The sequence below is a fragment of the Acinetobacter sp. CFCC 10889 genome, from assembly GCF_003268395.1.
Lineage (GTDB): Bacteria > Pseudomonadota > Gammaproteobacteria > Pseudomonadales > Moraxellaceae > Acinetobacter.
The window spans coordinates 1-15,475 of sequence record NZ_LQXQ01000071.1 but is presented as its reverse complement, the minus strand read 5'-3'; the positions used below and the strand labels follow the sequence as shown (position 1 = coordinate 15,475).

General features: G+C 37.9%; 15 protein-coding genes and 1 pseudogene. 8 read left to right on the top strand and 8 right to left on the bottom strand.

Going from position 1 to position 15,475, the window contains the following annotated elements:
* The coding region (locus AVJ19_RS18485; protein ID WP_213067259.1) for a hypothetical protein at positions 1 to 219 on the top strand (219 nt) is incomplete at its 5' end.
* A 172-nt stretch (positions 220 to 391) separates the two neighbouring features.
* Positions 392 to 1,297: a LysR family transcriptional regulator gene (locus AVJ19_RS18480; protein WP_111861077.1), complete on the top strand. Its 906-nt coding sequence runs from the start codon at positions 392 to 394 to the stop codon at positions 1,295 to 1,297.
* A gap of 13 nt (positions 1,298 to 1,310) precedes the next feature.
* Here AVJ19_RS18480 and AVJ19_RS18475 read toward each other — a convergent pair whose 3' ends face one another.
* Positions 1,311 to 2,054: a sulfite exporter TauE/SafE family protein gene (locus AVJ19_RS18475; protein WP_111861076.1), complete on the bottom strand. Its 744-nt coding sequence runs from the start codon at positions 2,052 to 2,054 to the stop codon at positions 1,311 to 1,313.
* A 269-nt stretch (positions 2,055 to 2,323) separates the two neighbouring features.
* The gene (locus tag AVJ19_RS22700) at positions 2,324 to 2,446 is read right to left on the bottom strand and encodes a hypothetical protein (RefSeq protein ID WP_265736094.1); all 123 of its coding nucleotides are present in this window, start codon (positions 2,444 to 2,446) and stop codon (positions 2,324 to 2,326) included.
* On the opposite strand from AVJ19_RS22700, the gene AVJ19_RS18470 reads away from it, so the two are divergent.
* The 6 genes and pseudogenes from AVJ19_RS18470 to AVJ19_RS18445 all read left to right on the top strand — a co-directional run bounded on the left by AVJ19_RS18470 (position 2,445) and on the right by AVJ19_RS18445 (position 7,457).
* Entirely contained in the window at positions 2,445 to 3,131 is a 687-nt protein-coding gene (locus tag AVJ19_RS18470; RefSeq protein ID WP_111861075.1) for a hydrolase, read from the top strand. The two genes, AVJ19_RS22700 and AVJ19_RS18470, sit on opposite strands and share 2 nt — an antisense overlap.
* A gap of 90 nt (positions 3,132 to 3,221) precedes the next feature.
* Positions 3,222 to 5,095: pseudogene (locus tag AVJ19_RS18465) on the top strand (amidohydrolase).
* Between the two features lie 68 nt (positions 5,096 to 5,163).
* Positions 5,164 to 5,328, top strand: coding sequence for a DUF1427 family protein (locus AVJ19_RS18460; protein WP_111861074.1), 165 nt, complete (start codon positions 5,164 to 5,166; stop codon positions 5,326 to 5,328).
* Between the two features lie 38 nt (positions 5,329 to 5,366).
* Positions 5,367 to 6,044: a YoaK family protein gene (locus AVJ19_RS18455; RefSeq protein ID WP_111861073.1), complete on the top strand. Its 678-nt coding sequence runs from the start codon at positions 5,367 to 5,369 to the stop codon at positions 6,042 to 6,044.
* Between the two features lie 42 nt (positions 6,045 to 6,086).
* Entirely contained in the window at positions 6,087 to 6,797 is a 711-nt protein-coding gene (locus tag AVJ19_RS18450) for a YoaK family protein (RefSeq protein WP_111861072.1), read from the top strand.
* 399 nt (positions 6,798 to 7,196) lie between these two features.
* Positions 7,197 to 7,457 carry a hypothetical protein gene (locus tag AVJ19_RS18445; protein ID WP_111861071.1) on the top strand — a complete coding sequence of 87 codons (261 nt, stop codon included), beginning with the start codon at positions 7,197 to 7,199 and terminating at the stop codon, positions 7,455 to 7,457.
* Positions 7,458 to 7,560: 103 nt separating this feature from the next.
* On the opposite strand, the gene AVJ19_RS18440 is transcribed toward AVJ19_RS18445, so the two are convergent.
* The 6 genes from AVJ19_RS18440 to AVJ19_RS18415 all read right to left on the bottom strand — a co-directional run.
* Positions 7,561 to 7,848: a chorismate mutase gene (locus AVJ19_RS18440; protein ID WP_111861070.1), complete on the bottom strand. Its 288-nt coding sequence runs from the start codon at positions 7,846 to 7,848 to the stop codon at positions 7,561 to 7,563.
* Positions 7,829 to 9,163 (bottom strand): hypothetical protein, encoded by a 1,335-nt coding sequence (locus tag AVJ19_RS18435; protein WP_111861069.1) that lies wholly within the window; start codon positions 9,161 to 9,163, stop codon positions 7,829 to 7,831. Before AVJ19_RS18435 ends, AVJ19_RS18440 begins: the two co-directional genes overlap by 20 nt.
* Before the next feature lie 241 nt (positions 9,164 to 9,404).
* Positions 9,405 to 11,234, bottom strand: a complete 1,830-nt coding sequence (gene ilvD / locus AVJ19_RS18430) for a dihydroxy-acid dehydratase (RefSeq protein WP_111861068.1) — start codon at positions 11,232 to 11,234, stop codon at positions 9,405 to 9,407.
* A 541-nt stretch (positions 11,235 to 11,775) separates the two neighbouring features.
* Positions 11,776 to 12,195, bottom strand: a complete 420-nt coding sequence (locus AVJ19_RS18425) for a hypothetical protein (RefSeq protein ID WP_111861067.1) — start codon at positions 12,193 to 12,195, stop codon at positions 11,776 to 11,778.
* 405 nt (positions 12,196 to 12,600) lie between these two features.
* Complete coding sequence (locus AVJ19_RS18420; RefSeq protein ID WP_111861066.1) at positions 12,601 to 13,005, bottom strand: outer membrane protein assembly factor BamE; 405 nt, start codon at positions 13,003 to 13,005, stop codon at positions 12,601 to 12,603.
* Between the two features lie 67 nt (positions 13,006 to 13,072).
* Positions 13,073 to 15,475 (bottom strand): YadA-like family protein (locus AVJ19_RS18415; protein WP_111861065.1); only part of this gene is annotated, 2,403 nt, incomplete at its 5' end.

The following is a 15,475-nucleotide window of genomic DNA, read 5'->3' as shown; positions in this document are numbered from 1 at the left end:
CCCAACATGAATTTAAAAAAAATTGCTTTCACTCTTTTCATTACAAGCATTATGTCAAGCGCATGGGCAGAACCTGCGCTTGATGCTGCTGTCGCTGCAGCCGCAGAAGCTGTTGAGTCAGCAAATGTCGATGCAACAAGTACTGAAGCAGCAACAGATGATGCGTCTTCTGATACAACAGCAATTGATACACCTGTGATTGAAGAAGCAGCAGAGTAATCACCTTTCAATCTGTTTAAAATCATGATGCAAGCATTCATCTACGATAAAGTACATTTCGGTGTACTTTGTCAAAATCGTAAAATATTTCTTCAATTCAGCAACAAGATGCTGCTCTATTTCAATAAAATTCAGTTTAATATGTGAAAAGCCTATTTCACTATGATCCATTATGCGTTTCGACTTTTTCGATTTACATTTATTTTTAAATATTGTGGATACAGGTAGTCTCACAAAAGGCGCTGAACGTTCTGCCATTTCATTACAAGCAGCCAGTGAACGTATTAAAAAACTTGAACAACAGTTTAGCACCACTTTATTTACTCGGCATGCGCTTGGGGTAAAATTAACTGTTGCAGGTCAAGTCTTTACGGAGCAGGCACAGCGACTGATTCAGCAAGAACAACAACTGCAACATGCCATGTCACCCTTTACTCAAGGCTTAGCCACACAGGTGACTTTATGGTGTAATTCGTCTGCACAAAGCGAATATTTACCGATACTTTTACCCCAATATTTGCTTGAAAATCCGCATATTCAAATTGAACTCAAAGAAGCTGAAAGTAGTGATATTATTCAGGCAATTGAAAAAGGGACTGCTCAACTTGGCTTAATTTCTAATTTTTTTAATTCTGAACATTTATACACTTTAGATTTTTCACATGATCCATTGGTACTGATTTGTCCACAACAACATGTATTAATACAGCATAAAACTTTAAATTTATCCGAGATTTTAAACTATCCCTTTGTCGGGTTAATGCAATATCATTCTTTACAACAATCTATTGAGACGCAAGCCAAACGCTTAAATTGTGTAATGCAATATCGCTTACGTTTACCTAATTTTGCAGCTATTGCACAAGTGGTTGCTGATGGTGTTGGGGTTGCTGTCATGCCAAAACGTGCAGCACAACACCTCAATAAATTGTATAAATTTCATCAAATAGAACTTGCAGGTGCTTGGGCAAATCGTAAATTATTATTGGCAGCAGCACAATTTGATACACTGCCAACAGCTTATCAACATTTTGCCCAATTCCTCATTTCACAAAAAGCCAAATTAATTTTAGACTGATCAACCATATGTTTTACAGCACACCAAACTGATGTAAAACTGAATATAAACCAAAAATAACCAAACCAAAGAAAAATACTTTACGGAATTTTTGCTCAGAAATACGATAACGGATTTTTGTGCCCAGCCACATCCCTACTAAAGCAGGGAGTAAAGCAATGAATGAAAGCTGATAATCAATAGGTGTATCTTCTACTGGATTAAAGTGCAAAAATGCCGCTAAACAAAAAGTTGATACTGTGAATGCCAAACCCAATGATTGTACCAAATCATCACGTTTGAGTTGTAAAGACTGTAAATAAGGCACTACTGGAATGACCACCACACCCGTTGCCACTGTTAATGCACCACCCAAATAACCAACAATAGGCGATAACCATTTTTCATAGGGTGCAAGATTTGGCATATTTTTAGCGAATAAACCATAAAGCCCATACAAGGCTAACATACCACCCAGTAATGCCTCACTGTGAAAATGACTACTGCTATGTCCTAAAGTTGGGAAAATACTCCACACTGAACCAACGATCAACCCCAATAGCAATGGATAAAAACGGCATACTAAACGCCAGACCTGTCCTTCTGCAAAAAGCTGCCAAATATTGGTAACGATAGAGGGAATAATCAATAAAGTCGCTGCTTGAAATGGACTAATGACAAGGGTTAACAAGCCCATCGATACTGCAGGTAAACCTAAACCAATTGTGCCTTTAATCATCCCTGCGATTGCAAAGACAGCAATGACAAATCCAATCATCTCTCAACTACTCTTTCATGTTTCGAGGCAATCTTACTGAACTTTATTTAAGTGAAATATCATATTTTTTTGAAGTCATCCTCAAGCAAAAGTTGAGGCTTAAATCATGAGTCAATTTTGAAAATTAAGTCATAACAAAATATTTTTAAGTTCTTCTGAAGCATTGCACCTTTCTCTATGGGTCAATACCACATGTTCAAAGTAAATCAATATTTCAAATAAAATATTTTAATATTCAAAAGCTTAAATAAATTTTTAAATTTACCGTCTTACATTTGCTGAGCTGTTGCAAAATCAAGATCAATCGTTCTAAAAATGGTGATGTTCATCGCATTATTTTGAATTACATTTAACTTATCAAAACGATCAAATCCAAAAAAGGATAAAGCCATGAACAAGTCAATCTTAGAAGTATTAACACCAGAAAACTCACAAATTATTTTTATTGATCAACAGCCACAAATGGCTTTCGGTGTACAGTCAATCGACCGTCAAACCTTGAAAAATAACGTGGTAGGCTTGGCTAAAGCTGCGAAAGTATTTAACATTCCAACCACGATTACGACTGTTGAAACAGACAGTTTCTCAGGGCATACTTTTCCAGAACTGTTGGATGTTTTTCCAAACCAACCTTTATTGGAACGTACTTCAATGAACTCTTGGGATGATCAAAAAGTACGTGATTCTCTTGCAAAAAATAACCGTAAAAAAATCATTGTTTCAGGGCTATGGACTGAAGTGTGTAACCTGACTTTTGCTTTAAGTGCTTTGCATGACACGGATTATGAAATTTATATGGTGGCAGATGCTTCAGGCGGCACCAGTAAAGAAGCTCATGATTATGCGATGCAACGTATGATTCAAGCGGGAGTGATTCCTGTGACTTGGCAACAAGTTTTGCTTGAATGGCAACGTGATTGGGCAAAACGTGATTCGTATGATGCCGTGATGGATATTGTCCGTGAGCATTCAGGCGCTTATGGTATGGGCGTGGATTATGCATATACCATGGTACACAAAGCACCACAACGTACACAAAGTCAGCACGAAGTTGTTGCACCAGTTCCTGCAAAATAATAACTCAAAACTATAATTGAAGTGCATCACCAAGGATATGCTGTTGTGTATCCGATGCCCTTCAACATCAAATCCAAAGCGGAGATTGAGATGTCAGATGTTCAGCTTATTTTAAAAAATGGAAAAATAACTACACTTAACCGAGCACATCCTGAAGTTGAAGCGATTGCCATTTCGGATGGGAAAGTGTTGCGTACAGGCAGTAATCACGATGTGATGCAATTGGCGAACAGTAAGACCAAAATTGTGGATTTAAATGGTCGCCGTGTAATTCCGGGATTAAATGACAGTCATTTACATATTATCCGTGGAGGTTTGAACTACAATATGGAACTGCGATGGGAGGGTGTACCTTCGGTTGCAGATGCATTACGACTGTTAAAAGAACAAGCCGACAATACTCCTGCACCGCAATGGGTACGTGTAGTAGGCGGTTGGTCAGAATTTCAGTTTGTAGAAAAACGTTTACCAACACTTGAAGAAATCAATAAAGCTGCACCAGATACCCCTGTTTTTGTTTTACATTTATATGCGCGTGCCATGCTCAATCGTGCTGCATTGAATGTATTGGGATTTAATAAAGATACGCCTGATCCACCGGGTGGTAAAATTCAGCGTGATGAAAAAGGTGAACCAACAGGTTTGCTGCTCGCAACACCATCAGCGATGATTTTATACTCAACTTTGGGCAAAGCACCAAAGCTGCCTGTCGAAGATCAAGTCAACTCCACCCGCCATTTTATGCGTGAGCTCAACCGCTTGGGCATTACTTCAGCGATTGATGCAGGGGGCGGTGGTCAAAACTATCCTGATGATTATGAAGTCATCAATCAACTGCATGACAATGATCAAATGACGGTACGTATTGCCTATAACTTATTTGCACAAAAAGCAGGCGAAGAATTACAAGACTACCAAAAATGGACTGACATGACCTTTCCAGGTGATGGTGATGCACTATTACAAGTGAATGGTGCAGGTGAAAACCTGACATGGTCAGCAGGTGATTTTGAAAACTTTGTCGAACCACGCCCTGACCTTCCTGACAATATGGAAGGTGAATTGGAAAAAATCGTGGAGCTGCTCGCTGAGAAAAAATGGCCATTCCGTATCCATGCCACTTATGATGAAAGTATTGATCGGATGCTCAATGTTTTTGAGCGTGTGAATCAAAAGCAACCTTTTGCGACACGTTTTATTATTGACCATGCAGAAACAGTGTCCGATAAAAATATTGAACGGATCGGTGCTTTAGGTGGGGGGATCGCTATTCAGCATCGTATGGCATTCCAAGGTGAAACCTTTGTACAGCGTTATGGCGCAGATGCAGCCAAAGCCACCCCCCCTGTGAAGAAAATGCTTGAACTTGGTGTGCCTGTCGGAGCAGGAACAGATGCAACCCGTGTTGCTCTTATAATCCTTGGGTGTGTTTGTATTGGCTCAGCACAGGTAAAACCTTAGGTGGTTTACCATTATTTGATGAAAAAAATCTGCTTGACCGTAAAACGGCGTTGGAGCTTTGGACCAAAGGGTCTGCATGGTTTTCAGGTGAACAAAATGTCAAAGGTGCATTAAACGAAGGCGAACTTGCTGACCTTGTGGTGCTGTCTGATGACTATTTCTCAGTCGAAGCAGAAAGCATCCAATGGATTGAATCGGTCATGACGGTTTTGGGTGGCAAAGTGGTCTATGCAGGTGCTGAATTTAAACAGGATGATCCACCGATTCCACCGGCATCACCTGATTGGTCACCGGTCAAACGCTTTGGTGGTCAGTGGCGACTGTCTGAAAATCGTAATGCACCATCATTACAACCCTTGCAAAGTAATTCCGCAGCATGTGCCTGTTCCACAAGTTGTGGCATGCACGGTCATAGCCATGCATGGTTTAACGATGTTCCTGTGAATGATAAAGACAAAAAATCATTTTGGGGTGCATTAGGCTGTTCTTGTTTTGCATTCTAACTTCTTGCAATTGATCCATTTATTTTAAATTGACCGCTCACTTCAGGGCGGTTGCCCTGAGGTGTGTCATGAAAATTTATCTGTTATCGCTTGCTGTTGGACTGTTAGTAGGTGTGTTGTATTACGTTCTAAATGTGAAATCTCCTGCACCACCATTGGTTGCATTGATGGGGCTTTTGGGCATGGTGGTCGGTGAACAACTGCTTCCTGTGATTAAAAATCTCATTTCATAATTTTTAAATCAATCAGAACAGTCATAGGTGGGGCAGACATGCAACTTAATCTCAGTAAAATTCTCAGTTTTAATGCAGGCTATGTCGACACAGCAAGCTTCCTGGCTTTACATGGCTTGTTTGCAGCCCATGTGACAGGTAACTTTGTGACCTTAGGTGCAGCACTGGTTTCAGATACGCATACAGGTGCTTGGGCAAAATTGGCAGCATTACCGATGTTTTGTTTGATGGTCTTTGCAACCCGTTGGATTGATTTAAAATTTATCAAACTAAATAAAAGTTCTTATCATTTTTTACTGATTTTAATGATCGCATTATTTACAGCAGCAGCGTTGATCTCAGTATTTTATTTACCCTTTCCAAGTTATGATACTGTGGCGGGTTTTAGTGTGGGTATGTTATTGGTCGCTGCGATGGCGATTCAAAATGCCATGCATCGTATCCACTGGGTGAAAGAGTCACCAACCACTGTGATGACAGGTTCAACCACACAGCTCATGTTGGATTTAGCACATTTAAGCCAAGGCACTACACCTGAACAAAAAGCCACAACGCAACAACGCTTAAAATCATTATTCCCAACAATGCTGTGTTTTGCATTGGGCTGTGCCGTTGCAGCATTGATATATAAATTTGCTTTGATGTATTTGTTTATCGTGCCTGTAGTCCTTGCTGTACTCAGTTATTTAAAAAAAGAACATTATAAAAAAGCCTAACCCGACTTGTGATCCACATTGAAAATAGAAAAAAGGTGACCTATGAATACGCACAATAACGTTGAACAACATCTTCCATTTTGGAAAAGTTGCCGTGATCCGATCATTTTAACTGTAGTCGGGGGTGCAATTGACACGATTGGTTTTATTGCATTGTTTGGTTTTTTTACTGCACATGTTACAGGAAACTTGGTGCTTGCTGGCGCAGCTTGGGTGAAAGGCGGTGCAGGCATTTGGATTAAACTGGCAGCTATTCCGCTGTTTATTATCACAGTTGCAATCACCAAGATGATGATTGACCGCAGTCAACATAAACATAAAATGCTGTCCGCATTATTTGTGGCAGAAGCTTTGTTTTTATCGGGCTTTATGCTGACAGGTTTGGTCTTTGAGCCGTTTAACAATGCGGATAGCATCACGGTTGCCATCACAGGTGGACTGGGATTAATTGCTTTGGCAATTCGTAATACTTCAAGTAAAACCCTGATTAAGCACATCAGCCCAAGTACCATGATGACAGGAAATACCACTCAACTCGGTATTGATTTATCCAACTACTTACGTGATCGCAGTTCTAAAAATGCACAAGCCTTATTGAAAAGTTTCAGTATTGTGGTTGGTTTTGTGGTCGGGGCATTTTTAGGTGCTTATCTATATGTCAAACTGGATTTTTGGAGTGTGGCATTTTTTATCGTGCCTGTGCTTTATCTGGCTTTTCTTGCATCACAACAACGTTTTAAAGCGCCTGAATAAATGAGAGAAAGATGAATCAAAAGTAACAGCTTAAAAATAAGCTTATTCGAGCTTTAGTCTTATTTTTGGTAAATTTTTAAAAACTTACGTTTTAAAATTAAATTATATAAAAAAATTTAGTTATTTATTAGATAAAATTCACAGTTATCCTGATATAGAATATAACCCATTGAAGTTTCTTTATAGTATCTATCGTTATAAAAACTATATTATTTAATAATTTCAATGAGTTATTTTTTAAAACCAAAATACCAATAATCAAAACTTATTAATTAATTTTAAATTATTTCTACAAAATACCCTATTTTAGGTATGTTCCAGTACAACTTAACGATCTACTATAAGACCGTGATTATAGAAAATCACATTATATTAAAACAAACAATTAAGGAAAATCCAATGACTATTACAGTAACCAATAACTCAGAATATATTATTAAAACAGCAATAAACCAGTGGGGAAATGATGGTGATACCAATTTTTTTGAAATTAAAATTGGTGAATCTGAAGAATGGAATAGAAGTTCTGAATTAGGTTTTATTCTTGTCATCAAAATTGCCGCAACTACTTTAACTTTTTATGCACAAGCAGATGATAAGGTCATCATAAACTCAAGTAATTCTATAACATTTAATGGAAAACAAAAATCTCCTTTATAACAAAGAATTAAACCAAAGTTTAAGATTAGTTGTATAACTTGTCTTAAACTTTGAACAATTAATCACGATTAAAACACATTATTTTTAATGTAATGAATAAAATTTAAGGTCGGATTTCTTTCAATTCTCGCTGAATAAAATGCTGAATCATTTCACGATAAATTTTTTCAACCAAGTCCGGATCTGTATGCAATTCACTGGCTTTTTCACGTACTTTATTAATCACTTGCTGTACACGTTCAGGAGACTGTACATCTTCAGCAGTCCGCTTAAAACGGGTCGCTTGATCGACATAAAACTGACGCACTGCGATCATTTCAATTAAAGCCTGATCGATCTCGTCAATATGCACTCGAGCTTGTTCAAGTGATTCACATTTTTCTTTTTTCATCGCTGAGGTGTTCGGCATCTTTTAGCTCTGCATCATTATCACTTTTGTACTTCTGTTCTAACACATTACTGAAAATACTTTCAATCATCCAAACGCGATATAAACTATTAAATACGTAACGTTTTCCTTCAATTTCCAATTCTAACACTGGAAAATCAGGTTGATGTTTTTCTGCACAGCGTTGATCATTTTCCTGCAACAAAACCATCACATCTAAATCTACAAGTTTTTCAATACCTAAATCTTGTTGTAGTTGTTGTAAATGTGCTTTACATGAGGGGTCTTTGCCCTTCGTCCAAACGGCTTCCAAAATCGTATACATCGCATCAGTGCGTTGTTCCTCATCAACACTATAAAAAAGCTGTGCCATATTTAAAATGCTGTCTGCGGTTGGGCGACAAAAAGGGGTAAATTTAACTTCTGTCCGTTTCGACAAACGACTCGCCAAACTCCAATCAAATACATCCCGCCCGTGATAACTTAAAGGAAAAACTTTCAACTGAATATTATAATAATTGGCAAGTTCTTCTTTAATATATGCCAACAATAACCAACTGATCGGGTCTTCAAGCGCAATATACAAATTTAACTCAGGATGCATCGCTTGGATCTCAGCAAGCTCCTCTGCATCACTCATCAAATGTTCACGCCACTCGATGTGATTAATCAGAAAAATCGGATTATCAATCAATAATTTTTGCTGTTTTAAACGGCGAGTGAGGCGTAATAAATCATCTACAGCATGGTATTTACGACCACCAAATTCAAAATAACTTTCTAAAACAGGCATATGATCAAAGATTCTTTCTGGAAAATTTTGTGGCTTTTGTTGTTTACTCGCCATCACAAACAGCATTCGTAATTTTCCATATTGCTGCTGCCACAACATGTGGAAAACATCTTCAAGTAAATACAGAAAATTTTGACCTGTTAAGGGTGTATTGCGGAGAATGGTTTCGGCTTGTTGTAAAGCTTCTTGGGTAGGTTGTTCTGGTTTTTCTTCATCATAACTAAAGCGGTGCTGATTGGCTAAAATCTTGGCATCATTCAGACTATAATTCCGCCATTCTGCAATGCTCATACCGTTGGGCGGCTCAGCCGTTGTATCAGAAATGATAATTTTGAGCGGTTTCAAATCATCATTTAAAATATCATCCAATTGTGTTAACTGTTGTACTGCCAAGTAGCTATACACATCATCTAAACGTAAATAAATATGTAGCCCTTGTACCGTGGGTAACACCTCTTGACGGGTCGGTTTTGCATAAAACCAACTCGATCGGATCGGATCAAACCAACGGCGTAACAGCGACATGAAAATAGCCTCAAAAATTAGAAAACTTATACGTGTTTCAAAAAGTATGCTTGAAACTCGTACAAGAATAACACTCATTGCAATGAGATGCTTTGTAAATAAAATAAGCTTGCTGCAAAATTTATATCAATTCATCGTGAAATGATCAATGTCTGTTTACATCAACACTTTTGTATATAAAGTCACCTATAAAAAAGCACCCCGATTTGGAGTGCTCTATTTCTACAAACAAATTTAGCGATTAAATATCACGCACTGCACCTTTTGATGCGCTTGTGGTATGCATTGCATATGCTTTCAATGCTTTAGATACTTTACGTGGACGTGGTTCAGCTGGATGCCAACCTTTCGCTTCTTGCGCTTCACGGCGAGCTGCCAAAGTTGCTTCATCTACAGCCAAGTTAATCGTACGGTTTGGAATATCGATTTCGATCAAATCACCATCTTCCACTAAACCAATTGCACCACCTTCTGCCGCTTCAGGAGAAACATGACCAATGGACAGACCTGATGAACCACCTGAGAAACGACCATCAGTTAATAAAGCACAGTCTTTACCCAAACCTTTCGATTTTAGATAACTGGTTGGATACAACATTTCTTGCATCCCAGGACCACCACGTGGACCTTCATAACGGATCACAACCACATCACCCGCTTTAACACCACCTGCTAAAATAGTTTCTACAGCAGCATCTTGGCTTTCAAACACACGAGCTGTACCGTTAAATTTGAGGATCGAATCATCAACACCTGCTGTTTTTACGATACAACCTTCTAGTGCAATGTTACCGTAAAGCACTGCCAAACCACCATCTTTAGAAAAAGCATGTTCTGCATTACGAATTACACCACCTTCACGATCGCCATCTAAACGTGAGTAATAACGATCTTGTGAGAATGCCGTTTGTGTTGGTACGCCGCCTGGTGCAGATTTAAAGAAGTTGTATACTTCTTCATCTTCTGTACGAATAATGTCCCACTTATCTAAAGCATCCTTTAAAGTTGCTTCATGTACAGTTGGAACAGATGTATCCAACAAACCAGCACGGTCTAATTCACCCAAGATCGACATGATACCGCCTGCACGGTGAACATCTTCCATATGGACATCTTGTTTTGCAGGTGCAACTTTACACAGTACAGGCACATTGCGTGACAAGCGGTCAATATCGGTCATGGTAAAATCAACTTCCGCTTCATGAGCCGCAGCCAATAAATGAAGTACCGTATTGGTTGAACCACCCATTGAAATATCAAGCGTCATCGCATTTTCAAACGCTGCTTTAGTGGCAATCGAACGTGGCAACAAACTGTAGTCATTTTGCTCATAGTGACGTTTCGTAATCTCTACGATCAATTGACCTGCTTTTTCAAATAATTTTTTACGGTTAGCATGCGTTGCAAGTGTTGAACCATTACCAGGTAAAGATAAACCCAAAGCTTCTGTTAAGCAGTTCATAGAGTTAGCAGTAAACATACCTGAACACGAACCACAGGTTGGACATGCAGAACGTTCATATTCTTTAACTTCTTCATCCGTAAAGCTATCATCTGCCGCAACAACCATTGCATCAACCAAATCGATAGCATGTTCATTGCCACGGATTTTTACTTTACCCGCTTCCATTGGACCGCCTGAAACGAATACCACTGGAATGTTTAAACGCATAGATGCCATCAACATTCCTGGCGTGATTTTGTCACAGTTTGAAATACACACCATCGCATCTGCACAGTGCGCATTGACCATGTATTCTACTGAGTCTGCGATCAAATCACGTGATGGCAGTGAATACAACATACCATCATGCCCCATGGCAATTCCGTCATCCACAGCAATGGTATTAAACTCTTTCGCCACACCGCCTGCTTGTTCAATTTGACGAGCAACCAATTGACCCAAATCTTTTAAATGCACATGACCTGGTACAAACTGAGTAAAAGAGTTCACAACCGCAATAATTGGTTTACCAAAATCTTCGTCTTTCATACCTGTCGCACGCCATAAGCCACGTGCGCCAGCCATATTTCTTCCATGTGTCGATGTTTTTGAACGATAGTCAGGCATTATAATTTCCAACATTGTTAGAGCTTGAGTGGATCATGATTCACTCTGGCTAAATAAAACTGATAGAGCGATAAATCAGTCGAAATATATACACATCATACTATAAGTTCACATAGAGCCTATGCTCTTATGTACGCTCTTTTTTTAAACAAGACGTGTCACATTCTATTTCAACAGACTTTATAGGTAAATTGAATATTGATGGTTAATATAACGCTATAGCACTAGAGAAAACATAAAACTTACATGAATAATTTTTTATTTTTTTATAAAAATTATTTATTACTTATCCTAAATATGTAAATTTTATTTTATAAAAGGACTTTAAATAAAATCCTTTTATCTGTATTTGATTTTAATTTTAGGTAGAGTTCTAAATGGTATGCTAGTTAAATATATCAATAGAAAAATTGAAAATATATAAATTAAATTTCCTGTATTTTCAAAGCATCATGACATCTAAGTGATGAGCAAAATACAATTAACATACTTTTTGAAACACTCCCTAATATTTTATTCAATATACCAATCTCTTCTAAATTTAAAACTCTGGGCGTAAATAAACAGGACACTTTTTACCTAAAGAATCATCACAAAAGAAAATTTTTTGATCAGATTCTTTTTTAATAAAATTAATCGTTTTAATACCTATCTGGTTTTCCGTACTACCCGTACAGTCTGCTTTTTGGTTATCTGTTTCAAATGTAATGATAACCGCAGGTAATTCAAAACCTTTGTCTGAACTTAAAATACTGTAGTGACCTGTAACAATTTCCTGTCCACCTATAATTTCTACAGTGCCTGAAGGTGAAAATTTATAATGTTCAATACATGCTGTATCGGGGCGAATTAAACCCCAATTCTTTTCAGTGAGTAATGAAGATAAAGGCTTCGACTCTGTTAATTCAGCAAAACTCATTGAACTCAACATCATCGTAAAACATGTAACGAATAAACGCATATTTATTTCCCTATCTAAATCAGCGTTGATCTTGGTATAACGATGTATTCATATTTATACTTTCTACTAGAATTAGTTAGTATTTCATACATAGTTTACATTGTAGGCTACTATACGCAAGAATCTAAAATACAAAGAATCGTAATTCAATCTCTAAATTCCGTAATAAAGTTAGTCATAATATTAAGATAGCCTTAGGCTGAAAATAAAGCTGTGCTTCATTTTCAGCCTAAGGCACAATAGAGGGCTTATTTATTTTTACTGCTACATTATGATTTGTGAAATTAAGGTTTTTCATTATTAAAAATAACTAAATTCATATTTCACATTTAATACCATTTACAATATACCGAGTTATAAATATATAAGTTATCCCCCCTTGCAAAAAAGTAAATAAATCCTTACTTAATTACTAGAACCAGAAGATCGAATTAAGTTTTGACATTCTTCACTTTTCCAATATAGATTTTCTGATAATATTTTTTTATCAAACTCTATTTTCAACTGGCAACGCTTATATTCTGTGCCATTCACTGGTCGAATATCTAAGACATAGTCCCAACTTTTCACGAAAAATAGATCATCCCCAATTTGAGGATTCCCCAAAATAAAACGGATTTGATCTTTAGTTAATCCTTTGTCCAATTTCGAAATTTCATTATATTCAAATCGATTCACATGCTTTAAATGACTTGCTGTGACGTGTGGAAATGTAACTTGTTTAACTGTATTTTGTGATTCAGCTTCAGTAGCATGTGCCATGGTTGCCACTAGACCACTGAATAGCAAGATTGTGCTTAATGTTTTCATTCATTTATCTCTCTAAGTATATGAAAAACATAGGAAGGTCCAAAGACCTTCCTTCTGTCTAGTGAAATTAGTCAATTACACCACTGATACCGATGCGAACGCTTGGATCACCTTCACTTGCTGCTGCAATACCACCAGTCAATGACCAACGACCACTGTCAGCAGTTTTACGTAATGTTACACCTACGGCATTCTCACCACCATGATAAGCAGCACCTGCTGCATATGTATATTTACCAGGTACATATGGTGCAGCCTCCATTGCTAATGCAGCAGCAATACCCGCATTTGCACGTTTTTCAACATCATCAATACGTTGATTCGTTGTTTGGAATGCTTGCTCTAAACGATTGCTGACATTGTCAATTTTACTACCCAGTTGTTGATCGACTTTGTTCAAAGCCTCAACAGCTCCACCTACACTACTATAGTCTTTACCATCAACTTGGTATGTTGGCGCTTTGGTGAAGCTACCTGTAATGTTATCAATCGCTGCGCCACCACCTAGGTATTCAACAATTTTTTGATTGGTTTCAACTTTTTGTGCATGTAACTGTGAACCATTCACTGCATCTTTCGAGTCTTTGTTGACTGCTCCATTTGCAACACCTGTCACAACACGATCACCATCTTTACCAGCCATGTTGACCGTTGTACCACCTGTGTTTTTACCCACAGTAATGTCCGCTTTTGAACCACCAGTTTGCTGTACTAAACCAAGCGAGCCATTATTAATTTCATTTTTGATATTACTAATGTCTTGTGTATTGGTATTAATTTGACCTTGTAAATCATCACGCACATTTGCAAGTTGATTACCATTGATCGCATCTGTTGATCCTTTCTCAACATTACCATCCGCAACATTGGTAATCGTTGTTCCATTTGTACCAGCTAAAGTCACTTTATCTTTATTGATCGTGCCATCAGCATTTTTATCATATTGAACAGCACTTGCTGAATTCTCAATCTTATTATCGATTGTTTTATTCAAGTCATTTACTGCCGCATCTAATTGACCTTTGTTCACAGCATCTGTTGCCGCACTACCGTTAGCAACATTGCTAATGACTTTATTACCTGCATTAATACCTGCCGTAGTAATACTTGGACCATTTTGAATAACTAGCCCTGTGCCACCCAACTGAACCACTTGACCTACACTAATACCATCAGATTTCACCAGTGTTTCGCCTGCTTTGATCTGATTAACTTCAAGGTCTTTGTTTAATTCAACTGCAAGTTTTGCATTGCCATCTTTGTCATTTGTTTGCTTAACAGTAATGTTGTTATCACCAGCAAATTCAACCGTTGCGTTTGGTTTAATTGTTTGTGAAGTTGTTCCTGCTTTTACTGTCCAACCCGCATTTGCTGTCGAAGTAGTATCTGCAATCGCTTTATCTAATGCATTTAATGCAGCACCAACATTGTTTTGTGTACCACCTGTAACATTATATGTTGGGCTAGTAATCGTACCGTCTTGATTTACTTTCGCACCACCACCAAGACCCTCAACTAAACTATTTTGGGTTTTTGTAACTTGGTTATCGACAGCTTTCAATTGTGCAACATTGACTGCATCAGAGTCAGCTGTACCTGCTGCTACACCTGTGATTTGACGGAAAATACCATTATTCGCATCACCTACAGCAACCGCACCTGTTGTACTGGTTGTTTTAGCAATCGCATCACGATCAGCATCAGTCGCTTGAGCTAAATTATAGCCAGCAACATCTGCACCTGTTGTTGCTGCAGATTTATTACCAAGTACAACAGAACCTTCTACAGTTTGAGTGATATCATTACCAAGAACAAATGTGTTATCTGTCTTAACAGTATTGTTATTACCTACTGAATAAGAGTTGTCACCATCCACTATTGTTGGATCACCTATTGCACCTGAATGATTACCTCTCACAATGTTTTTCGTACCAATACTAATCGATTGAGTACCTAAAGCTTGTGCACCATGACCTATAGCAATGGAAGAAATACCTTGTACTAGAGAATCACGTCCAATAACCACAGAATCCGTTGCTGTCGAAGTTGCTGTCGTACTATGACCTAAAGCAATCGTGCTATTTGCTCCTTGCTCTACAATTGCATTGACACCAATTGCTGTTGAATCATCTGCACCTGCACTTGAGTCATTCGTGATACCCAGAGAGCCTGATTGATCTTTAGCATTGGTATGTACAAACTTGATACCTTCAGTATTCATTTTTTGTACTGTTTCAGCAATCGTCAAACGATCTGTCACATTTTGACCAGCCTTATTATAGGTCAAGAAGTCTGAAGCAAGATTTGTATTATCTTGATTCTTATTCACAACGATATTGGAAACATTGATATTTTGTTTGTTTCCGTCTTTATCAACAATTTCTACATTACTTGATTTACTAATCAAGTCTTGCACCTGACCTAAGCTCGTTGCATCCTTACTATCTTTCGCATCAGCAATGTTACTAAC